Here is a 19609-nt window from a genome sequence, read left to right as displayed (position 1 = left end):
TCCTCACGGAGCCAGTCAGTTGCTGAGTCACATTCATCAGATGGTACAGCCGCTACCTACTCTGCCAGCTAGTCCCAGACCAGCTACATACAAGACTCACAGTCAGTTGCTGGCTTTGAGCGTTTTTACTTTGAAGGATTCACTATGCGGTACGTAGTTGGCGTTGACCTTGGCGGAACCAAAACGGCAGCCGGGGTGGTGGCAGAGGACGGTTCGGTGCTGCTCACCGATCAAATCCCCACCTTGAACCGCGACGGCGGCGAGGCCATCCTGGACGCCACGGCGGCCATGGTGCGCTCCCTCATTGAACGCGCCGCCGCACAGGGCATGGTGGTGGATGCCGTGGGTGTTGGCTCGGCCGGCGTCATCAACGCGGCCGAGGGCACAGTCATTTCCGCCACCGACGCCATTTTGGGCTGGACCGGAACCCACATCACGGACGGCCTCACGCAACGCCTGGGCCTACCGTCCGCCGTGGTCAATGACGTTCACGCCCATGCTCTGGGCGAGGCGTGGCATGGCGCAGGCGCCGGCACCTCCACAGCCCTCATGGTTGCTTTTGGCACGGGCGTTGGCGGCAGCTTTGTGGTGAACGGCCAGCCGTTGTTGGGCCAGCACTTCGTGGGCGGCCATGTTGGGCACTTCGCGTCGCCCTTCGCAGTCCACCGCGGCACACCCCTGCCCTGCTCCTGCGGGCACTCCGGCCACGTTGAAGCCATCGCCTCCGGCCCCGCCATCCACGCAGCGTACCTGCGCGACGGCGGCAGCGCAGCCCTGCCCGACACTCGGGCAGTGTTTGATGCCGCTAGGGTTGGTGACGAGCTGGCACTGCAGGTCATTGCCGTGGCTGCCGCTGCGGCCGGGCAGGCCGTGGGCGGTTTGATCAACATCCTGGACCCGGCAGTGGTTGTGGTCTCGGGTGGTTTGGCCGACGCCGGCGATCTCTGGTGGTCCGCCATGGAGATTGCTTTGCGTGCCGAGTTACTTGCCCCGCTGGCCGCTGTGCCCGTGGTGCGTGCATCGCTGGGCAACACAGCCGCCATTGTTGGCGCAGCATCCTTGGTCTTTGCTCAATAATTAGTTCTACTTTCTAGGAGTCACCGTGACGCTGAAACTTACCAACCTCGATTCCCTCGCCGGACAACTTGTGGTTTCCGCACAGGCTTACCCAGGCGAACCCATGCGTGACCCGCGCACCACAGCCCAGGTTGCGGCGTCGGCCGTCATTGGCGGAGCGGGCGCCATCCGCGTCCAGGGCATTGCGGACATCCAGTTCACCCGTGCAGCCGTGGAAGTTCCCATCATCGGATTGTGGAAGGACGGCCACGACGGCGTTTTCATCACCCCCACGCTGCGCCACGCATTGGCCTGTGCCAATGCCGGCGCCCACATTGTGGCCATTGACGGAACCCGGCGCCCCCGCCCGGACGGCCTGACACTGGCCGAGACCATTGCCGGCATCCACGCCGAATCCAATGCCCTGGTCATGGCCGACTGTGGTTCCTTCGACGACGCCGTGGCAGCAGCTGCAGCCGGAGCTGACCTGATCGGCACCACCTTGGCTGGCTACTCGGGCGAGCGGCCAAAGACCGACGGACCCGACCTGGAACTGCTGGCTGAGATTGCCGCCGCAGACCTGGGCAAGCCGCTGATTGCCGAAGGCCGCATCCACTCCCCCGCCCAGGCCCGCGCAGCCATGGACGCCGGAGCCTTTGCCGTGGTTGTTGGCACCGCCATCACCCACCCCTCAACCATCACCGGATGGTTCAAGGCGGCACTGAACGACTAATTCCTTCGGCAGGTGCTGGATGGGGCGGCCTCCTCGCGTTACAGCGCGGGGAGGCCGCCTTTTCTGTGCCCTCCCCGCCCTCCCGGCCCTGAAACTGCGGCTGATGCGGGTTCCGGGGCCAGCAACCCGCATCAGCTGCTGTTTGGAATTGCCTGAGGGTGCGGCGGGCCGCTATAGGGCCTGAGCGGCCCATGTGGAAAAGTGGCTGGTGAACGAATTCGGACAGATTTTGCACCGATTGGTCGGCACTGATAATTTGGTGCAGCTCACCCCACCTCCTAAGGAGCGCCCTCCATGCTCACTGCTCACCAGTTGCACATCGACGGGCGCAGGCACACGCTGCTTCCCGCGACCTCTGTGGAGGCGCCCCGGGGCCAGGTGCTCCTGATTCAGGCCGACGGCCAGGAACGGCGCACGGCGCTTTCGCTGGCCTTGACGGGCCGCATGAAGCCCTCCACCGGCACAGTCTCCCTGGGACACGAGAGTTCCATGGCATCGCTGCGCCGCCGCAGCGCCATTGTGGACGCCCCGGATGTCAATGCCCCCGAGAACCACCTCACGGTGCGGTCCCTGACCTCGGAGGATCTGGCCCTGGTGCCCTTGAAGTTCCGCGACCGCACCCGCCCCACGGAGTGGCTGGTCAGGCACGGGTTCCGCGACATCCTTCAGAAGTGGGTGGAGGAACTTGAACCCGCCCGGCTGCTGCACCTGCAACTTGAATTGGCGCTGGCCAACAAGGACGTTGACGTGGTGGTGGTGGACTCCCCCGACCGTCACACGGCTGACGTCGCCGCCTGGCTGCCCCTGCTGGAGCAGACGGCCAGCGGCACCATGGGCCTGGACCCTGACGCGCCCGCCGACGCGCCGCTCAGGCCCCTTATGGTGATTGGCGTGGTGGGGCGGCTGCCCGATGAATGGGGCGGTTCTGCCGCGGTTGCCGGCAATGCCCTGAACCATCCCCTGCTCGACGGCGCGGAGCCCCCTGCCGCCGTGGTGACTGAACCGAACCGGGCAGAGGACACGGCGCCCACAGAGGACGCTGAGCCCGCCGAGGCAGCTGCGGAGGCAGCCGCCGCCTCCCCCGCCGCAAAAACTGAACCGCCCGCACGCGAAACAGCAAAGCACACCACGGAGGAAATCCAGTGACAGTCTTCCGATTGGCTATGTCCGAGCTCAAGCGCATGACCGGCGGGCTGTTGCCCAAGCTCACCATTGTGGCCATGGTGATGGTCCCGCTGCTCTACGGCGCCGTGTACCTGTACGCCAACTGGGATCCGTACGGGAACCTGGACCAGCTCAAGGCTGCCGTGGTGGTCCAGGACGAGGGCGCTGTCACCAAGGACGGCAAGGAACTGCACGTTGGAAAAGACGTGGCGGCAAATCTGGTGGAGGGCCACAAGTTCGACTGGCGGCTCGTGGACACCCCGGCCGAGGCCAACGAGGGCGTGAAGAGCGGCGACTTTGCCTTTGCCCTGGTCATTCCGAAGGATTTCTCGGCCAATCTGGCATCCCCGGAGAACTTTGACTCGGCCACCCAGGCCATGATGAGCGTGACAACCAATGACGCCAACAACTACCTGCTGACGTCCATTGTGGATAAGGTGACCACCCAGGTCCACGCGTCGGTGGCGCAGCAGGTGGGCCTGCAGACGGCCAACTCGCTGCTGAGCGGGTACGGCACCATCCATGCCCAGCTGGTGAAGGCGGCCGACGGCGCCAAACAGCTCGCGGCGGGGGCCACCACCCTAGACACGGGGGTGGGGACGCTGAAAACCGGCACGGGGGAACTGCAGAACGGCACCAATGACCTGGTGGCGGGCCAGTCGAAGCTTGTCACGGGCGCCAAGCAGCTCCAGGCTGGTGCCGCGGCCCTAGACAAGGGCCTGGGCCAGCTGGAGGCCCAAACCGCAACATTGCCAGATGACACCCAAAAGCTCTCCGACGGCGCCGCCGCTGTGGCGGCCGGCAACGCTGCGTTGAATGACAAGGTCCAGGGCGCCATTGGGACCGCCGGGAAACTGGATGCTGCCGCTACCGCAGCCATCAATGACAAGCTGGCGCAATTGGTCAGCGACGGGCTTCTCACTGATGCGCAGGCGGCGGAGATCCGCTCCTCGCTGGCCGGCGCCGCCACGAGTCCCACCGTCACCGATTTGAAGAATACGCTGGCCGCGGACGCTGCCGACATCCAAAAGCTGGCCAGCGGATCCGCAGCCGTGGCGGACGGTGCCGCGAAGCTGGCAGCTGCCACGCCCACACTCACCGCAGCGATCACCCAGGCCCATGCCGGGACCGGGGACCTGTCCACGGGTGCGGCAACCCTAGCCGAAGGCCAGGAAACCGCCCTGGACGGGGCAAACCAGCTGGCGGCCGGCGCCACCAAGCTCAACAACGGTGCCGGCGATTTGAAGGACGGTTCCAGCACGCTTTCCGCCGGTGCCGCCGAACTGTCCAAACAGTTGCTTGGCGGTGCGGGGTCCGTACCGGATCCCACTGACAAGGACAGGCTCAACGCAGCAGGGGTCATTGCCGATCCCATCCGCGTGGATTCCATCTCGCAGGCCAAGGCCGCAAATTACGGGTCCGGCCTGGCACCGTTCTTCCTGGTCCTGGCGCTCTGGATTGGCGCGTTCATGCTGGTCCAGGTCATGCGGCCGCTGACTGTGCGCGCCCTGGCCTCCAACGCCCCGTCCTGGAAAATTGCTGTGGGCGGCTGGCTGCCCTTTGCCACGGTTGCCACAGGGCAGGCCCTGCTGCTGTACGCGGTGGTGAAGTTTGGGCTGGGGCTGGAGCCGAGCCACCCGTGGCTGACCTTGGGCCTGTTGCTGCTGGCCTCGCTGGCGTTCACAGCCCTGATCCAGGGAATTGTTGCGCTTTTGGGCACGCCGGGGAAGTTTGTGGTGCTGATCCTGCTGGTGCTGCAGTTGGTGTCCTCCGGTGGCACCTTCCCCTGGCAAACAACGCCCGAGCCGCTGCACATCATGCACCAGATCCTGCCCATGGGGCATGTGGTTGAGGGCATGCGCCACTTGATTTACGGCGCTGACTTGGCACCATTGATACCCATAGTGCTTGGCTTGCTGGGCTACACGGTGCTCGGCCTGCTGTTTGCCTGGGCAGCCGTCAACAAAAAGAAAACCTGGACGCTCAAGACATTGATGCCGGAGATCGAAGCCTAGGACCCAATAGCCTAGCGCGGCACCACAAAGTTGTTCAGCTGGGCGTCCTGGCCGTCAAGGGTTGCCCAGTCGCCGGTGTAGTCGAAGACGGCGAACGCGCTGGTAGGGAAGCCGGACGCCAGGTCCATGTAGGCGTCCTGGTCCGAATCCCGCGAGGCTAGGCGCAGGGCCAGGGATTGGATGCCGGGCATGTGGCTGATCACCATGAGCGTGTTCACGGTTTCCGGCACATGGTTGATGACCGAGAGCATGGAGGTGGCCCCGGCGGCGTAGAGCGCTGTCTCGAGCTTGGGGGTAGGGGCCTTATCCGCCAATTGCTGGCATACCCAGGTGCAGGTTTGCCGGGTCCGCAGGGCAGAGGAACACAGGATGAAGTCCGGGAGCACGGAGTTCTCCACGAGCCATTTGCCGGCCAGCGGCGCCTCAGTGTGACCCCGCTGGGCCAGCGGCCTGTCATGGTCCTCCACACCCAGCGGAAAAGCCGCCTTGGCATGGCGCATCAAGATCAACTTTTTAATGTGGTGTTCGCTCATGTTCACAGTTTAGTGACACTTAAAGCAGAACGACGGCGGTTGCCGCGCCCGAGGGGCCCCAATTGCAGACGCGCCAGCGGCTGGAATTGGGGAGGGCGCGGGGACTAGATGGAGTATTCGGGGGCGGCCCAAACAACCACTTCGGGGTGCTCGTAGAAGCGGTAGCCTTCGCCGCGCACGGTGCGGACCGTGTTGGCCAGGCGGCCCAGCTTGGAGCGCAGGCGGCGGATGTGAACGTCGATGGTGCGTTCGTTGGGGACCTCGTCGGCGTTGCTCCAGAGGCCCTCAAGGAGTTCGTCGCGGCCCACGGTGCGGGTGCCGTTTTCCACCAGATAGTTCAGCAGCTCGAATTCCTTGAACGTGAGGTTCAGGGTGTCACCGTCGAGGTGCACTTCGCGGCGGGCCAAATCGATCAGGACGCCGGTGGGGCGCTGATCGGCAACCGGGACGCGGACCGCTTCCTGGCGCTGGCGGCTGGACACTGTGGGGTCACCGAAGGTGGAGCGGACCACGTCCAAGGCGGTACCAACGGCGTCCGACGGCGCAATCGCCACGGCTGCATAGCTCTGGGCCTGCGGTACAAGGGTTTGGGCGTAGGCGCGGATGTCCTGGGCCAGCTTGGCCAGAGATGTTCCGGCGGCGGCAGCAGTGTCCTCGTCAACGCCAACGTAGAGCACGAATCCGCGGGCCACATTATCCGGACTGACGCCGCGCAGCTTGTCTCCGCCGGCAATCACCGGGGTGGGCGCCGTCATGGGGAAGCCCTCGGCGGCGGGGACAGCACGCAGCCGGGAGGTGGCAGTGGCCAGGTCGGGGCGGTAGGCGCCTGCATAGCCGGGGTGCTCCGCATGGGCAGAATGGGCCAGCGAACCCTGGCCGGTGTTGCGGGCAACCGCCTTGGCGGCGTTTCGAACAGAGATGTGGACGTATCCGGATGCTACTGACATTGAACTACCTAAGGTCTATGGCCGTACTGGACGGCGCGAATGCTTCCTTCAGCTTTGAGAATCCAAAGCTTTATTGCCCTCTTTACGAGGGCCAGCCCATGGGCCAAGGCCTGAAATTTGCCATGTGTTGCTACATCCCCCAATGGCTTCCAGGTATTGCGATCTAGGCCTGCATTCGACAACTGTGCAAAAGCTGTCCCCTCGCTTCGAGGCGGACATTTGCTGCTGCTGCAGAATTCACTGAGTGGGTGTTCACATACGTCAGTGTCCTACGTAACAAAGCAATCTTGCAAGTAACAAAGGCCCCAAACGTCCAGCATGTGAGATTGTGCTCTATTTTGTGACCAACCTTACATTGTTGCTTTGCTCTCAGTTTGGTGGAAAATGACGATTTGAGACAAACAAAATCATCACATTGACAAAAAACGCGCGCATAAATTCTGCATGAACCCTTGTTTTGATAATTATATTCAAACCGCACTTTTGCACGACTAGGATGCCCTCGACAAGTTCTCGGAGACACCCAGCTTGTTCCCAGTTTTTTACGCTAGGTAAACAAATGTTTACCTAAAGCGCTGGACGTAGGACCTTGGTTGACTGGGAGTACCTCGTGGCTGGCAGCTAGCGGTGGAGTGCCCGCGCCAAGGCGAACGGGCGGATAGCCGCAATCTGCTCCCGCAAGGTGACGTTGTTGCGCTTGTTCAGCATCCAGAGCGCAGCCAGACCGGCAAGAACGGCAACAGCGGCCCCCATGCCCAGCGACCAGCGGGGGCCGAATTCCGTGGCTATCCACCCCACCAGCGGCGCACCTATGGGCGTCCCACCCTGCATCACCACCATGTAGACGGCCAGCACTCGGCCGCGCATGGCGGAGTCGGTGGTCAGCTGCACGGTGGTGTTGCAGGCGTTCATGAACGTCAGCGATGCCAGCCCCACCGGCACCAGGGCAATGGCGTAGAGGGCAAAGCTGGGCATGAAGGCTGCCACGCCCACCGTCATGCCAAAGGCCAACGCACCTCCCACGATGTAGAGCATGCGCATGGTCTTGCGCCTTGCCGCCAGCAACGCGGCAGCAAGGGTGCCAATGGCCATGACGGAGCCCAGCAGCCCATACTCCCCCGGACCCACATGGAATACGGCTGTGGCCATGAGCGCGTTGGTGATTTGAAAGTTCATCCCAAAGGTGGCCACCAGGAACACCAACACCATGATCATCATCAAATCCGGGCGCTGCCGGATGTAGACAAAGCCCTCGCGGATCTGCCCCTTGGCCCGGGGCACCCGCACGGCAGGAATGAGCTCGCTGGTGCGCATGCGGCACAGCGAAACGATCACGGCCGCAAAGCTGGCGGCATTGATCAGGAAGGCCGGGCCGGTTCCCACCAGTGCAATGACCAGGCCGGCGACGCCGGGGCCGGCAAGCCGGGCCAGGTTGAATGATGCGCTGTTAAGCGCCACGGCGTTGGGCACATCCTCCTTGGCAACCACCTGGGACACAAACGCCTGGCGTGACGGGGCATCGAAGGCGCTGGCCACCCCCAGCAGGGTTGCCAATACATAAACGTGCCACAGTTGTACAGTCCCCGTGACAACCAATATTCCCAACAAAAGCGCACAAATTCCCATGGCAGTTTGGGTGAGAAGAAGCAGTTTTCTTTTGTTGACGCGGTCGCCCACCAGCCCGGCGTAGGGCCCCAGGAACACGATGGGCAAAAACTGCAGGCCGGTGGTAATACCGGCAGCAGTGCCTGAATTATTGGTCAGGACTGTCAGGACCAGCCAGTCTTGGGCAACGCGCTGCATCCAGGTACCAATGTTGGACACGAGGGCTCCGGTCACCCAGAGCCGGTAGTTGAAGACTCTCAGGGAACGGAACATGGAACTCATCTAGGCGCTCATCTCCTGCAAAATCAGAGCCGCCTCATGCAGCGTTGCCCGCTGTTCCGGGGATAGATCCGCTACGCGCCGGGCCAGCCACGCGGTTCGTTTAGAGCGTGCCCGCAGCAGCGCGGCGGCTCCCTGCTCGGTGATTTGCACCAGCACCTGGCGCTTGTCCTGCGGGTTCACCTGGCGGCTCACCAGCCCGGCCTCAGCCAAGGCGTTCACTATCCGGGTCATGGAAGGTGCCTGGATCTGCTCCCGAGCAGCCAACCAACCCACTGTCTGCGGCCCCCTGAGTACGGCCGCCAACACCGAATACTGCCCGGGGCTGATCTCCCCCGTGGCGGCCTCGGCCCGCAGCCTTCGGGAGGTACGCATCACCGCCACCCGCAATTCAGCCGCCAAGGGCGCCACGCCGATCGGCTTGCGGGCCACCAATGGTGCCTTGTCCGGCGTCGTAGTGCTAAGGGAAGGTTCGGTCATCACGGGTCAGCTACCTAAAGAAAAAGTTTCGTATCCTCTTGCTTCCCACCCTAGATGCTTAGCATTGCTAAGTAAATGACGACTTGCTCACCTTGCCTTCCGCCTTGCTACAAACGTTGTTACCAAAACGTGACATAGCCCAGAGTTTGAGTTAGGCTCATATTTGTGCCGGCTGAATCATCCACGATTTTTGGCACAAATGGACGGACCGCCGAGCTCTGCCGCCGCCCATTTCCCTCCATTCCCATGGCAGAGACGGGGGACCCAATCTTTGCGGGCCTTCCACCTGGAAGCCCTTGGGGTTAAGCCAACGCAGTCCTTACAAGCAGTGAACTCTGCCTGCCATTACTGCGTGGCCGGATTCTCTAGTCCGTTCCCGACAGCTCACCTCGCAGGCGTAGAGAGGCTACAACTATGTCTGCATCACTGCAGCGCGGCCGTCGTCGCGCCGACTCCACCCGCCGCCCAACCATTTTTGGGCTCGCCGCAGCCAGCAGCGGAACACGCGCAGCCAGCAAGTCCTCCCCCGTCACGGCCACAGCCAAATGCCTGGCTGCCGTGGCAGTGCTGGGCGCCTTGGTAGCCGCCGGATCCGTGGCCCAGTCCGTGGACAACACTGCTGCCACGCAGGGCAACACCAGCCTGGTCGCCGCCGTGGACCGCTCCGTTCCGGCACCTGCCGTGTCAGTTCCCACGGATGCCGCCATCAGCTTCCCCGGACTTGCCGTCAGCTCATCGCCGAAAGCTGCCGCCACCACGCCTCCCGCCGTCAAAGCCGAGGCGGAACAGGTCAAGGCCGTGGCCGCAACGCCCGCGCCTGCCGTTGCTGTGGACGATCCCGCAGCAGCCAAGGCCTACGCCGCAGGCCAGATGGCCGCCCATGGCTGGGGCGCCGACCAGATGAGCTGCCTCACCCTGCTCTGGCAGCGCGAGTCCGAGTGGCTGACGTCCGCAGAGAACGCCTCCAGCGGCGCCTACGGCATTGCCCAGTCCCTGCCCGCTGACAAGATGAACAGCGAAGGCCCCGACTGGAGCACCAACTACCAGACACAGATCCGCTGGGGCCTGGGTTACATCGAGGGCCGCTACGGCTCACCGTGTGGCGCCTGGGGCCACTCCGAATCCGTGGGCTGGTACTAACACACGTGTTTTAGGGGCTGGACGGGCTGCTGCCGGTGACTTTTAAGGGCCTCTTGCGAAAAATGCCGCCGTTCCCGCAAAATGCCACCGGTCTATCGTTGGCATTTTGCGGGAACGGCGGCATTTTTGGTTTCTGGGGTTGAGCGCTACTCCGCTACGCCGTAGAGGCGGTCGCCGGCGTCGCCCAGTCCGGGCACAATGTAGGAATTCTCGTCCAGGCCTTCGTCAATGGAGGCAAGAACCACGCGCACATTGTCGCGGGCGCCGTGGGCGGCCTCGAGCTTGGCGAGGCCTTCCGGTGCGGCCAGCAGGCAGATGCAGGTGATGTCTGCGGCGCCGCGGTCAAACAGGAACTTGAAGGCTTCGATCAGGGTGCCGCCGGTGGCCAGCATGGGGTCCAGCACGTAGACTTGGCGGCCCGTGAGGTCCTCGGGCAGGCGCTCGGCGTAGGTGATGGCCTCGAGGGTTTCCTCGTTGCGGGCCATGCCCAGGAAGCCGACCTCGGCGGTGGGCAGCAGGCGCGTCATGCCCTCCAGCATGCCCAAGCCGGCACGCAGAATCGGCACCACCAGGGGTGTGGGCTTGCTCAGTCCGGTGCCCACAGTGGAGGTCACGGGCGTCTCAATGTTGACCGGTTCAACGCGCACTTCACGCGTCGCCTCATAGGCCAGCAAGGTGACAAGTTCTTCGGTCAACTGACGAAAAATGGGGGACGGAGTGTTCTTGTCCCGCAGAACAGTCAACTTGTGGGCAATCAGCGGATGATCCGCAACCAGTACGCGCATGAATAAAAGCTACCATTGAGCCGTGCCCAACACCGAGAAATCTCACACAATCGAGACCACCGCCACGGCTTTTCACGCCCAGTGGATGGGCATTGCGCTCACGGAGGCCCGCCGAGCCCTGACCACAGGCGACGTCCCCATTGGCGCCGTCGTCCTAGGGCCCGACGGCGGCATCCTGGGTTTGGGGCGCAACGAACGTGAAGCGCACGGGGACCCCACGGCCCATGCAGAGGTGGTGGCGATCCGGGAAGCCGCGGCGAAACTGGGGTCCTGGCGGTTGAATGACTGCACTCTGGTGGTCACGCTGGAGCCGTGCACCATGTGTGCCGGGGCCATTGTGCTGGCGAGGGTGCCGCGCGTTGTTTTTGGGGCGTGGGATGAGAAGGCCGGGGCGGCAGGTTCCGTGTTTGACGTGCTGCGGGAACGCCGGCTCAACCACTGGGTGGAAGTTTTCCCGGGTGTGCGCCAGGACGAGTGCGCGGCGCTGCTGAAGGACTTTTTCAGCGGACACCGCCAGTAGGCGTTCACGGCTCAATCTGGAGCGGCAATTTGGAGCGGCTTTGACGGCATCGCGCAGGAGACCCGAGTGATTTCCTGTGCCCCCACACGATTGTTCCGTCCGGTGTCATCGCACCAGTCCAGGTCGTAAGGGTAGGCGGCCACCATGCCCTCGCCGGGGACGGCATCAACCGGGAGGTTCACGCTCATACTAAACCCGCCGGCGTCGTTCATGGGGGCCAGCAGCTCAACAATTTTTGTTCCGTAGCGGTTGTACACCTCCACTTGGATCTGGGCGCTCTCGCCGTACCGCGGGTTGCAGCCGGCGTCGTCCGCACTGACGGTGACACTACTGCCGGGCTTTGCCGTGGCGGGGCTGAGCGAGAACTCCGGCGGGAAGCACGCAGGCGCCATCCCCGACTTCGAACAAGCCGCCACGGCGGGGCAAGCCAACCCCAGCACCAACAACGCCGCGGTTGCCCGCAACCGTGCCCCCTGAGCCACTTTTCAGCCCGCCGCGTTGAGGGAGTCGATCCGCTTTTGCCTGCTCTGCGGCGAATCCAGGCTGAAGGTGCGGAAGTCGCCCAGGTCGTCGCGGATGAACGCCTCCACCTGCTGGATCTTGTGCTTGACGGCGTTGCTGGGTGCGTTGAAGAGCCAGTGGGCAATGCGTTCCTGGCCGGGATCGTACTGCCACAGTCCAATGATGCGGCCCCGGTCCACGATGGGATGGTCGGGCAAGTCCCCCTGAAGTGAGAGTTTGTCGTCTAGGAACTGCAGATGGGCATCCTCTTCGGCAACGTGCTCAGCGGCATTGCGGCGAAGCAGGAACAGCGAATCGCTGCTGGCCAGGAGCTGGATCTGCTCCTGTTGTTCGGGGACAAAATCTGCAGCCTTTTCGGCGTCCGCGGGCAGCATCCACATCCCATGGGCCTCCACCGCCTGGACGACTGCGAGCGCCGCCTTGCTTTGTGCCACGGTAAACGCTGTGAACCATTGGGTTTGCTTGAGCGTGGCTCCGCCGGTCCAGCCCAGATAGTTTTCCATGAGCTTGGCGCGGGCCTGCTCGGGTGACTCCTTGGCAGGAGGCAGGCCCCATGCGGTGTATGCGTAGCGTTGCTGGTCCAGGCGGCCATTGACGGGGACCCTGCGGATGCGGCCGTCGGCCTGCAACAGGCCCAGAACTGTGGGCAGCGTGGTGGAGGCGCCCTTCTTCTTGCCTTCCTCACCGAGGCTGCGCACGGCGCTTCCCAGCAGGTCCTTGAGTTGCTTGGGATCCAGCACCTGGTTGTTGGCTGCTGCATCTTGCAGGACCTGCAAAGTTTGCGCTTCAAGGGCGTGGACTTCCTCGCGGGCCACATCCAGCCTGTCCAAGACCTTCAGGGTGGACTCCGCAGCCGGCTGCCCGAGCGTCAGCGCCCAGGCAAAGTCGGGTGCGCCCAGCACATAGGTGCAGCCGCGCGCCGTCGGAAGTTCATGGATGGCTAAGGCGACCACGTCGGCATCGGCCTCGGCCCGGCGAATGCCCGCGCGGGAGAAAAGCGTCAGGTAGGGATTGGCTCCGCCGATGGATCGGGCCCACCCGGCTTTGTTCAACACGGTTGAGGCGTTGTTGCCCGCCAACGACCCGTCCAAACCTTGTTTGTGCCAGCTCCAGGCACGTCGCATTGCGCTGTCCATAGGGCTATCTTGCCCCATCTGCACACGCTTGTGTGGGTCCATTTTTGTTGTGGGGCTTTCAACCGGTATTGTTGACGCGTTGGTGACGTGTCCGAGCGGCCGAAGGTGCAACACTCGAAATGTTGTTCAGGTGAGAGCCTGACGTGGGTTCAAATCCCACCGTCACCGCCAATGCGCAAGGCCCCTGCTTCCCTTTGTTTATAAGGGATGCAGGGGCCTTTGCTATATCTCGGTTTCGGCGTTTGCCCACATTTTGCCCACACTTGAAAGTGAAACGGCTTTGTGGAGGGCTGTTGCCACGCTGTCTAGGTCGTCGTCAAAGAGGTCTGCATAGGTGTCTAGCGTCATGGCGGCGCTGCTGTGGCCCAGCATTCTTTGCACGGCTTTGACGTTGGCCCCGGCGCTGACTGCCAAGCTGGCGGCGGTATGTCTCAAGTCGTGCGGTGTAACGCGCGGGATGCCGGACCTTATCACGGCTCCACCGAACCAGCTTTGCCTGTCCTCATGCACACGGGCTGAGCGTAGGTGCTTACCGTCGCCCCCTGGGAAAACTAGGCCGTCGCGTGTTTTTCCTTCGCACTGCTTGGCTAACAGGTCACCCAGGAACTCGGGGAATGGTACCGCGCGGCGTTTGTGATTCTTGGGCGTCCCTACTTCGATTTTGGATCCAACTTCTACGGCGTTTTCTGTAACGTTGACCCTCCGGCGCAGCATGTCCAGATCCTTTACTCGCAAGCCCACAGCTTCGCCCCAGCGTAGGCCGCAATACGCCAGCGTGAGAACTAACGCTGGGTATTTACTGGCCATAGCCAGCGAGTGCACCTGTTCATGCGTCAGGTAAGTGTGAGGTTTCTTGACCTTACGCGGAAGGTTTACGCCGCGCGCTGGGTTGCTCAAGATCCTGCGGTCATCTACGGCAGAATCTAGGATGCCTGCCAAGATGCCATAGGCCCGGATAACAACTGTTGCACTTTTCGGCTTGCGCTTCTTCCCATCGCCGGTGGTCAAGTCGGAGATCCATTGCTGAACGGACGTCTTTCGGATATCAGACACCGGCTTTTCCCCCCAAAGCGGCTCAACGTGTAGCCGCCAAGCAGACTCGACTGGACGGAAGGACGATGGTTTCATGTGTGTCTGCCGGGTCAGCCATTCCTCGCCGAGTTCGCCAATAGTCAGCCGTGCTGCTGCAGGGTCAATGTACTCGCCGCGCAACTTGGATACTTCAACCGTCGCTGCGAACGCTTCAGCGTTCCGTTTTGTCTTGAACCCGCGCTTGTCTGTCTGCTTACGATCAGGCGTCCGATAGCGCACGCGGTAGCGCTTCCCACTTGCCGTGGCGTAGGGCTCAATGGTAGCCACTCGCTTACTTCCTTTCAGCTCGCGCTTTCCGTCTTGCCGGTGCCAATTCCCCTGCTTGCCTGGATAGTTTTATCCAGTGGCTCGCAGTGGATGAGGCCAACCCCAGCAGATTTTCGATTGCCTTGTTGGGCGGTTCCCCGTTGCGTTCCGCGTCGCGGTAAATCGCCGCTACAGTCTTTGCGACTCTTTCATGCGAGGGGCCCAGCGCTCGAAGCTCTGCCCGCCACTCAGGCCGAACGTCAAGCTTGCCTTCATACATTCCAAGCGCTGGCAGATACTTTGCGTCATGCTCATTCGCTCCGCCTTGGATGTACGCATCTTCAAATTCTTCATCAGTGAGTTCAAAGAACTTCACTTCGATGGATTCGCCATGATCCCAACTGACATTCGGCATCGACAAGAACCGCAGAGCCATTCCCGCCAACTCGCCAAGCCTGACTGTCCTCAAGTCGGCACTGCCAATCGCTAAAGCGCCCTCGTCAGCGGCGATAGTCAACCGCTCAAGCCCGAAGTAGCCGGCAGGACGTACTCCAAATTCCAAAAGGTAGTGCCGGCCAAAATCTTCCATGTCATCGCGGGTGTCTGGTCGCGCCTTGACTATGACGGGCGCAAGAACCTTCCGCCCTATCTCGGAAACGAATTGAAAGGTGCCGCCAGGTGCGCTCTGCGCTGTCAATGTGTATCCCACTCGCCTAGTGTTCCACTCTTTTGCAACTTACCCAATGGGATAAGTTGCGCACTATCCCATTCTCTGCCATAGTTGGCTAATCAGCAAGATATCCCACTATGTAGGAGGAACCATGGGCAACGCCAACCAACCAACAGAAAACGAGCTGCTGAAGCCCGAAGAAGCCGCCGGACTGCTTCGCACGACGAAAGCCACACTGGCCGGATTGCGACACACGGGCGGCGGTCCGCGCTACGTAAAATTTGGTCGTGCCGTCCTTTACCGTCGAAGCGATATTGAAACCTATCTCAATGAGAATCTGTTTTCCCGCACGGATACAGCGGTCGCTAAATGAGCATCGTTGAGTGCCCCGGTAGCGGTACCGGAGGGCATGATTTCATCTGGCCGAGCACTTGGGAGAACGCACCCATTGGCAAGTGCTATTTCTGCTCTGCACCGCAGCCGTCGTCCATGGCCAGCGGCGACAGCTTGGCTACAGTATTCGCGCATTCGGTATCCCGGAAAGTTGCGGGAGTTACTGCCGATTGGTGGACTGTGGAGATCTCAACGGGCAACGGCATACAGACACTGAAATTCGCCAGCTTGGTAGATCTGGAAGATTCCTTGTCCGGTATCAGAAACGCGGTGCACTCCATCGGATACTTGATCGAGTCGGAGTGGGAAGCTGTGGGCCATGGATTCCACGCCCACGCCTTTGGAGTGGAGTTACCTACCAAACCCGCATGGGCCACGAAAGTCACGAGCGTGGCAGACCGGGCGTGGTCTTTTGTGACCTCCCCCGTGGACAAGAATGCCGTTGCGCGGCACTACGAAGTTGACCTCCTGGCGAGTTCATCCTCCAACGATGGCGCAGTTTGGCTAAGTCAGTCGGATTACTTCACCCCCGATTCAACGAGGCGCACCCCTGTCACTTGCTCCGTCAACATTGACCAATATGACCTGTCACTGACCCGTGTCTCAGCAATCGCGGATGCCATAGGCCGGGCAGTAGAGATTCTTGCCCACGAGAAAGACAGCAATAGCACCGGCATGGCCGACTCGACCGTTGGGGGCGAATAGGAATGCTCATTTTGCATATCACCCTGACTGTATTTCTCGGCATGTGGGCTTGGGTCGAGCTTCAAGCCGATTGGAGGAACCGCCGATGACCAACACAAATTCTGTGATGCCAGTCCGTGAGCTAAAAGCAGTAATGACCCTGAAGGAATTTCAGAGTTTTTGCCGCCCTAACCATCCCGGACGCTACCCAGTTTTCGCAGTAAGGGCATCCGCGACTTCGCAAAAGTGGACAGTGTACGTGTTTCAGTACGCAGGAAGCACACCCAAGGCCCGCGAGGTCTGGACCGGCCTAGCTACGATTCCAGACGTCAAAGAAACCGTTCGAAGGACTCTTCTTGAAATGGGTTTCAGCGCCATTTCAGGTCTAATCCAAGGAAAGAACGAGATTTCCTGTTTTGCAGTTCCAGCAGGTGAAAGTCGCCGTGCGATGGAAAAAGCGCGACTAGACAGCCCCCAGCGCCGGTCAGGTGTAATCATCAGCGGAATTCGGCATCTGACCGAATATGGGTTTCAAACGAACAGCCCCGGTCCTGAAATGGTGGAAATGCTGGTCGGTCAATACGACTGGACGCCCCGTGAGCGACTGTCGGCAGTGCAACATGCCTGCAAACTGACAGGCCCAGAGAGCATGGCATTCATTGGTGGACTACTCACCAGATACGGAACACCGGAGATGAAAAATGAGTGACGGCGCATGGTCACCGATTGAGCCGCCTTATGATCCCGCAGTCGACGGACCTACACCTGTCGATGCAGCATTTATGGATGACCCGTTTAGTGATCCCGGCCCCCATGAACCTACCGCCGCTGCACGAGAGTCTGGGCAACAAGTAAAGCCCACCAGCCAAAGAAGAGAGCCTACCCAATCCGCGCAACTAGTCGAAATGGCTAAAAAACTGTATCGAATGGTCAAAAGCAAAGAGGGGAAAGTGTACGCAGTGAAGCACGATCAACCGGGAATTGCGCTTCCATTAAAGGGATCTGCTGGTGGACTTCGCCAACAACTTTCGACGCTCTACTACACCGAGAAGAAACGAGTTGCTTCTTCAACTGCTTTACAGGAGATGCTCAGCGTTTTGGAAGGCGACGCTATGGCGGCCACCGAAGAACCAGTTTTTCTACGATTCGCCGATGACGGCAAAGGCACACTGTACATAGATTTGGGTACGCCAAGCGGTGAAACGGTGGTCATTACCTCACAGGAATGGAGGGTAGTAGAGAGTTCACCCGTATTGTTCCGGCGTACCGGACTAATATCGCCTATGCCTTCTCCACAGCGGGGCGGCTCACTCGATGGTTTGCGGAAACTGATCAACATTCCGGAACAGGGATTTCGTCTACTGGTGGGATGGATGATTGCCGCTTGCATCCCTGACATCCCTCACCCATTCCTTGCTTTACTTGGTCAACAAGGAACAGCAAAGACTACGGCACTGAAGATGTTGATCCAGCTCATTAGCCCATCCCCTGCACCTACGGGAACGGTTCCTGACTCCGCCGATCACTGGGCCGCAACAGCCTATAACGCGCCGGTTATAGGTCTAGATAACGTCTCAAACTTGCGACCCTGGTTTCAAGACGCGCTGTGCAAGGCCGTTACTGGAGACGGATATATCAAACGCGAAAACTACAGCGATTCAGATATAACTGTCCTGCACTACAAACGAGTAATCGCCATGACCAGCATTGACCCAGGGTCCCTACAGGGAGATGTCAGCGACCGAATGCTACAAGTCGAGTTGGAGCCGATACCCAAAACTGGGCGCCGAACTGACCAAGATGTAAACAACGAATTTGAATCTGTCCGAACATCAGTGCACGGCGCGCTCCTTGACCTGCTTGTCCAAGTTATCCAGGTACTACCAACCATTCACTTGGTTGAAATGCCACGCATGGCAGACTTTGCCCGAGTATTGGCGGCACTAGATCATGTCACGAACTGGTCAACTCTGCCTGACTATTTGAAATCCACTACCAGCGCCGCTGTCGATGTAATTGAAGGAAACCAGTTCGCAACGGCCATACGCGATCTCGTCGAAGAATGCGGCGTATGGACCGGGACAACGACTGAACTACTTGCAAAAGTATCACCCGCAATGCCACCTCGAAATTGGCCAAAGACAGCATCTTCCGCAAGCGGGGCCCTAACTCGAAACACACCCGCCCTAGCCACAATCGGCATCTCTATCGACTCCCGGCGAACTTCTAGCGCGAGACTCTACACAATCAAGAAATCATCCATTCCGTTATGCAATTCCTGCAACTCCCGGATCAGTCAAAGCCTCCTAGACCAAGGCATCAAAACACACCCCGGATGTGCGGAACCAACAGAACTATTTGAACAGGAATAGAACCAAAATGACGACGACTACAAGCGATGCACGGCTAACCCTCGACCTTTCGAAGACACTTCAAGACTGGCGACACTGGCAAACAGCTCAAGGACTATCTGAGAGGACAATAAGGGAAAGGGCAGGAATATTGACAGCCTTGGTGCAACGCTCTGGTACTAGCCCAAAGGATCTTCAGTCGAAACACATCATCTCGTTTTTATCGAGAACTGACATAGCTACAGTTACCAAATCAACATACTTCACAGCCCTGAAGGCATATTTCACATGGTTGATACGTTCTGAACAGCGCATAGACGATCCGACACAGAAGGTACCATCCCCAAAACGTAAACTTGCAACACCTCGCCCAGTCAGCACCGAGCAACTCAGCAGAACGCTTGAATCAACCAAGCGAATAAACACCAGAATGAAAATCTTGCTGGCAGCGTTCGCCGGACTCCGAGTTCACGAGATCGCAAAGTTCCGAGGCGAGGACGTAGACAGGTACAGCGCGACCCTAACCGTCACAGGAAAAGGGAACCGGACTCACCAGCTTCCAATCGCACCAGAGCTAATGTTGGCAATGGAAGACTGGCCGCAATATGGATATTGGTTTCCTAGTCCCATCTATAGAAACGAACCCGTCCAGCCGTACGCCATTAGCATGTCGATCAAACGAGCTATGGAACGAGCAGGCGTCCACGCTACGCCACACCAGCTCCGGCACTGGTATGCAACGACACTGCTTGAACAGGGAACAGACATTCGTATCGTCCAAGAACTCATGCGACACCAGACACTTGCGACGACACAAATTTACACACTCGTCTCGGACAAACAGCGCCGAATAGCCATAAATCGCCTTGAGTTCCCAAGAATAGTTAACTCGTAAACAAGCGAGTCCGCTGGAAATACGCCACGAAATTTCCTATCCAATGACGGCGCTTTGGGGGAACTATCTAAGACGAACCAAGGGCACCGACGGTAGTTCAGTTGATACTGCTGCCACTGGTGCCCTGGCCAAGGTCCGCAGCGCTGGCCGTACTGGTGCTGGTCGTAGAACTCATGACGGCGCGATGACGGCGGTTCAAACGTGCCGTCACGACATAACCGCAGGTCACAGCAACATTGTGACGCAATGACGCCAATGACGGCGCTTTGGGGGAACTATCTAAGACGAACCAAGGGCACCGACGGTAGTTCAGTTGATACTGCTGCCACTGGTGCCCTGGCCAAGGTCCGCAGCGCTGGCCGT

General features: G+C 60.4%; 21 protein-coding genes, 1 tRNA gene and 1 riboswitch. Of the genes, 13 read left to right on the top strand and 9 right to left on the bottom strand.

The annotated features are described in order from the left end of the window. Positions 1-144 precede the first annotated feature (144 nt). The 4 genes from ACX80Q_RS17790 (at position 145) to ACX80Q_RS17775 (ending at position 4968) form a co-directional block, all read left to right on the top strand. Positions 145-1077, top strand: a complete 933-nt coding sequence (locus ACX80Q_RS17790; protein WP_459331869.1) for an ROK family protein — start codon at positions 145-147, stop codon at positions 1075-1077. Between the two features lie 25 nt (positions 1078-1102). After that, the gene (locus ACX80Q_RS17785; RefSeq protein ID WP_459331868.1) at positions 1103-1789 is read left to right on the top strand and encodes an N-acetylmannosamine-6-phosphate 2-epimerase; all 687 of its coding nucleotides are present in this window, start codon (positions 1103-1105) and stop codon (positions 1787-1789) included. A 294-nt stretch (positions 1790-2083) separates the two neighbouring features. Next, positions 2084-2935 carry an ABC transporter ATP-binding protein gene (locus tag ACX80Q_RS17780; protein ID WP_459331867.1) on the top strand — a complete coding sequence of 284 codons (852 nt, stop codon included), beginning with the start codon at positions 2084-2086 and terminating at the stop codon, positions 2933-2935. Then, positions 2932-4968 carry a YhgE/Pip family protein gene (locus ACX80Q_RS17775; protein ID WP_459331866.1) on the top strand — a complete coding sequence of 679 codons (2037 nt, stop codon included), beginning with the start codon at positions 2932-2934 and terminating at the stop codon, positions 4966-4968. The genes ACX80Q_RS17780 and ACX80Q_RS17775 overlap by 4 nt, the downstream gene beginning before the upstream one ends. An 11-nt stretch (positions 4969-4979) precedes the next feature. Here the strand turns inward: ACX80Q_RS17775 and ACX80Q_RS17770 are convergent, their stop codons facing one another. The 4 genes from ACX80Q_RS17770 to ACX80Q_RS17755 all read right to left on the bottom strand — a co-directional run bounded on the left by ACX80Q_RS17770 (position 4980) and on the right by ACX80Q_RS17755 (position 8812). After that, positions 4980-5501, bottom strand: coding sequence for a SixA phosphatase family protein (locus ACX80Q_RS17770; protein WP_459331865.1), 522 nt, complete (start codon positions 5499-5501; stop codon positions 4980-4982). 104 nt (positions 5502-5605) lie between these two features. Next, positions 5606-6448 carry a winged helix-turn-helix domain-containing protein gene (locus ACX80Q_RS17765; protein ID WP_459331864.1) on the bottom strand — a complete coding sequence of 281 codons (843 nt, stop codon included), beginning with the start codon at positions 6446-6448 and terminating at the stop codon, positions 5606-5608. Positions 6449-7069: 621 nt separating this feature from the next. Continuing rightward, the gene (locus ACX80Q_RS17760; protein ID WP_459331863.1) at positions 7070-8335 is read right to left on the bottom strand and encodes an MFS transporter; all 1266 of its coding nucleotides are present in this window, start codon (positions 8333-8335) and stop codon (positions 7070-7072) included. Beyond that, the gene (locus ACX80Q_RS17755; RefSeq protein ID WP_459331862.1) at positions 8336-8812 is read right to left on the bottom strand and encodes a MarR family winged helix-turn-helix transcriptional regulator; all 477 of its coding nucleotides are present in this window, start codon (positions 8810-8812) and stop codon (positions 8336-8338) included. It abuts the gene before it with no gap. A gap of 215 nt (positions 8813-9027) precedes the next feature. Further along, a riboswitch (cyclic di-AMP (ydaO/yuaA leader) is annotated at positions 9028-9224 on the top strand. A gap of 2 nt (positions 9225-9226) precedes the next feature. Here ACX80Q_RS17755 and ACX80Q_RS17750 point away from each other — a divergent pair. Beyond that, positions 9227-9952 carry an aggregation-promoting factor C-terminal-like domain-containing protein gene (locus ACX80Q_RS17750; RefSeq protein ID WP_459331861.1) on the top strand — a complete coding sequence of 242 codons (726 nt, stop codon included), beginning with the start codon at positions 9227-9229 and terminating at the stop codon, positions 9950-9952. 146 nt (positions 9953-10098) lie between these two features. Here the strand turns inward: ACX80Q_RS17750 and upp are convergent, their stop codons facing one another. Further along, complete coding sequence (upp, locus tag ACX80Q_RS17745; protein ID WP_459331860.1) at positions 10099-10737, bottom strand: uracil phosphoribosyltransferase; 639 nt, start codon at positions 10735-10737, stop codon at positions 10099-10101. A gap of 22 nt (positions 10738-10759) precedes the next feature. On the opposite strand from upp, the gene tadA reads away from it, so the two are divergent. Then, positions 10760-11257 (top strand): tRNA adenosine(34) deaminase TadA, encoded by a 498-nt coding sequence (gene tadA / locus ACX80Q_RS17740; RefSeq protein ID WP_459331859.1) that lies wholly within the window; start codon positions 10760-10762, stop codon positions 11255-11257. Positions 11258-11268: 11 nt separating this feature from the next. Here the strand turns inward: tadA and ACX80Q_RS17735 are convergent, their stop codons facing one another. After that, positions 11269-11514 carry a hypothetical protein gene (locus ACX80Q_RS17735; protein ID WP_459331858.1) on the bottom strand — a complete coding sequence of 82 codons (246 nt, stop codon included), beginning with the start codon at positions 11512-11514 and terminating at the stop codon, positions 11269-11271. Between ACX80Q_RS17735 and ACX80Q_RS17730 the strand changes: the two genes are divergently transcribed. Continuing rightward, positions 11507-11734, top strand: a complete 228-nt coding sequence (locus tag ACX80Q_RS17730) for a hypothetical protein (protein WP_459331857.1) — start codon at positions 11507-11509, stop codon at positions 11732-11734. The two genes, ACX80Q_RS17735 and ACX80Q_RS17730, sit on opposite strands and share 8 nt — an antisense overlap. Positions 11735-11742: 8 nt before the next feature. On the opposite strand, the gene ACX80Q_RS17725 is transcribed toward ACX80Q_RS17730, so the two are convergent. Beyond that, positions 11743-12915: a DNA glycosylase AlkZ-like family protein gene (locus ACX80Q_RS17725; RefSeq protein WP_459331856.1), complete on the bottom strand. Its 1173-nt coding sequence runs from the start codon at positions 12913-12915 to the stop codon at positions 11743-11745. A gap of 81 nt (positions 12916-12996) precedes the next feature. Between ACX80Q_RS17725 and ACX80Q_RS17720 the strand changes: the two genes are divergently transcribed. After that, positions 12997-13086 (top strand) — tRNA-Ser (locus ACX80Q_RS17720). A gap of 51 nt (positions 13087-13137) precedes the next feature. On the opposite strand, the gene ACX80Q_RS17715 is transcribed toward ACX80Q_RS17720, so the two are convergent. Both ACX80Q_RS17715 and ACX80Q_RS17710 read right to left on the bottom strand, forming a co-directional pair. Next, a complete protein-coding gene (locus ACX80Q_RS17715; RefSeq protein WP_459331855.1) occupies positions 13138-14274 on the bottom strand; it encodes a tyrosine-type recombinase/integrase in 1137 nt (378 codons plus the stop codon). 4 nt (positions 14275-14278) lie between these two features. Beyond that, positions 14279-14962: a hypothetical protein gene (locus ACX80Q_RS17710; RefSeq protein ID WP_459331854.1), complete on the bottom strand. Its 684-nt coding sequence runs from the start codon at positions 14960-14962 to the stop codon at positions 14279-14281. A 112-nt stretch (positions 14963-15074) separates the two neighbouring features. Between ACX80Q_RS17710 and ACX80Q_RS17705 the strand changes: the two genes are divergently transcribed. The 5 genes from ACX80Q_RS17705 (at position 15075) to ACX80Q_RS17685 (ending at position 19246) form a co-directional block, all read left to right on the top strand. After that, positions 15075-15296: a helix-turn-helix transcriptional regulator gene (locus ACX80Q_RS17705; protein WP_459331853.1), complete on the top strand. Its 222-nt coding sequence runs from the start codon at positions 15075-15077 to the stop codon at positions 15294-15296. Next, on the top strand, positions 15293-16021 hold the full coding sequence (locus ACX80Q_RS17700; protein WP_459331852.1) for a hypothetical protein: 729 nt from the start codon (positions 15293-15295) through the stop codon (positions 16019-16021). Before ACX80Q_RS17705 ends, ACX80Q_RS17700 begins: the two co-directional genes overlap by 4 nt. Positions 16022-16106: 85 nt before the next feature. After that, on the top strand, positions 16107-16709 hold the full coding sequence (locus ACX80Q_RS17695) for a hypothetical protein (protein WP_459331851.1): 603 nt from the start codon (positions 16107-16109) through the stop codon (positions 16707-16709). Next, positions 16702-18372, top strand: coding sequence for a hypothetical protein (locus ACX80Q_RS17690; RefSeq protein WP_459331850.1), 1671 nt, complete (start codon positions 16702-16704; stop codon positions 18370-18372). Before ACX80Q_RS17695 ends, ACX80Q_RS17690 begins: the two co-directional genes overlap by 8 nt. Before the next feature lie 7 nt (positions 18373-18379). Beyond that, positions 18380-19246 (top strand): tyrosine-type recombinase/integrase, encoded by an 867-nt coding sequence (locus ACX80Q_RS17685; RefSeq protein WP_459331849.1) that lies wholly within the window; start codon positions 18380-18382, stop codon positions 19244-19246. The last annotated feature ends 363 nt before the right edge of the window (positions 19247-19609 follow it).

The organism is Arthrobacter sp. HLT1-20 (assembly GCF_054510895.1).
Note: the sequence above shows the minus strand (reverse complement) of the source record. Positions and strands in the feature narration are given on the sequence as shown.

Coding starts and splice junctions, on each gene's coding strand:
- upp (WP_459331860.1), bottom strand. CDS start 10,737: ATGCGCGTACTGGTTGCGGATCATCCGCTGATTGCCCACAAGTTGACT.
- ACX80Q_RS17765 (WP_459331864.1), bottom strand. CDS start 6,448: ATGTCAGTAGCATCCGGATACGTCCACATCTCTGTTCGAAACGCCGCC.
- ACX80Q_RS17760 (WP_459331863.1), bottom strand. CDS start 8,335: ATGAGTTCCATGTTCCGTTCCCTGAGAGTCTTCAACTACCGGCTCTGG.
- ACX80Q_RS17695 (WP_459331851.1), top strand. CDS start 16,107: ATGACCAACACAAATTCTGTGATGCCAGTCCGTGAGCTAAAAGCAGTA.
- ACX80Q_RS17725 (WP_459331856.1), bottom strand. CDS start 12,915: ATGGACAGCGCAATGCGACGTGCCTGGAGCTGGCACAAACAAGGTTTG.
- ACX80Q_RS17770 (WP_459331865.1), bottom strand. CDS start 5,501: ATGAGCGAACACCACATTAAAAAGTTGATCTTGATGCGCCATGCCAAG.
- ACX80Q_RS17755 (WP_459331862.1), bottom strand. CDS start 8,812: ATGACCGAACCTTCCCTTAGCACTACGACGCCGGACAAGGCACCATTG.
- ACX80Q_RS17790 (WP_459331869.1), top strand. CDS start 145: ATGCGGTACGTAGTTGGCGTTGACCTTGGCGGAACCAAAACGGCAGCC.
- ACX80Q_RS17780 (WP_459331867.1), top strand. CDS start 2,084: ATGCTCACTGCTCACCAGTTGCACATCGACGGGCGCAGGCACACGCTG.
- ACX80Q_RS17685 (WP_459331849.1), top strand. CDS start 18,380: ATGACGACGACTACAAGCGATGCACGGCTAACCCTCGACCTTTCGAAG.
- ACX80Q_RS17700 (WP_459331852.1), top strand. CDS start 15,293: ATGAGCATCGTTGAGTGCCCCGGTAGCGGTACCGGAGGGCATGATTTC.
- ACX80Q_RS17750 (WP_459331861.1), top strand. CDS start 9,227: ATGTCTGCATCACTGCAGCGCGGCCGTCGTCGCGCCGACTCCACCCGC.
- ACX80Q_RS17705 (WP_459331853.1), top strand. CDS start 15,075: ATGGGCAACGCCAACCAACCAACAGAAAACGAGCTGCTGAAGCCCGAA.
- ACX80Q_RS17690 (WP_459331850.1), top strand. CDS start 16,702: ATGAGTGACGGCGCATGGTCACCGATTGAGCCGCCTTATGATCCCGCA.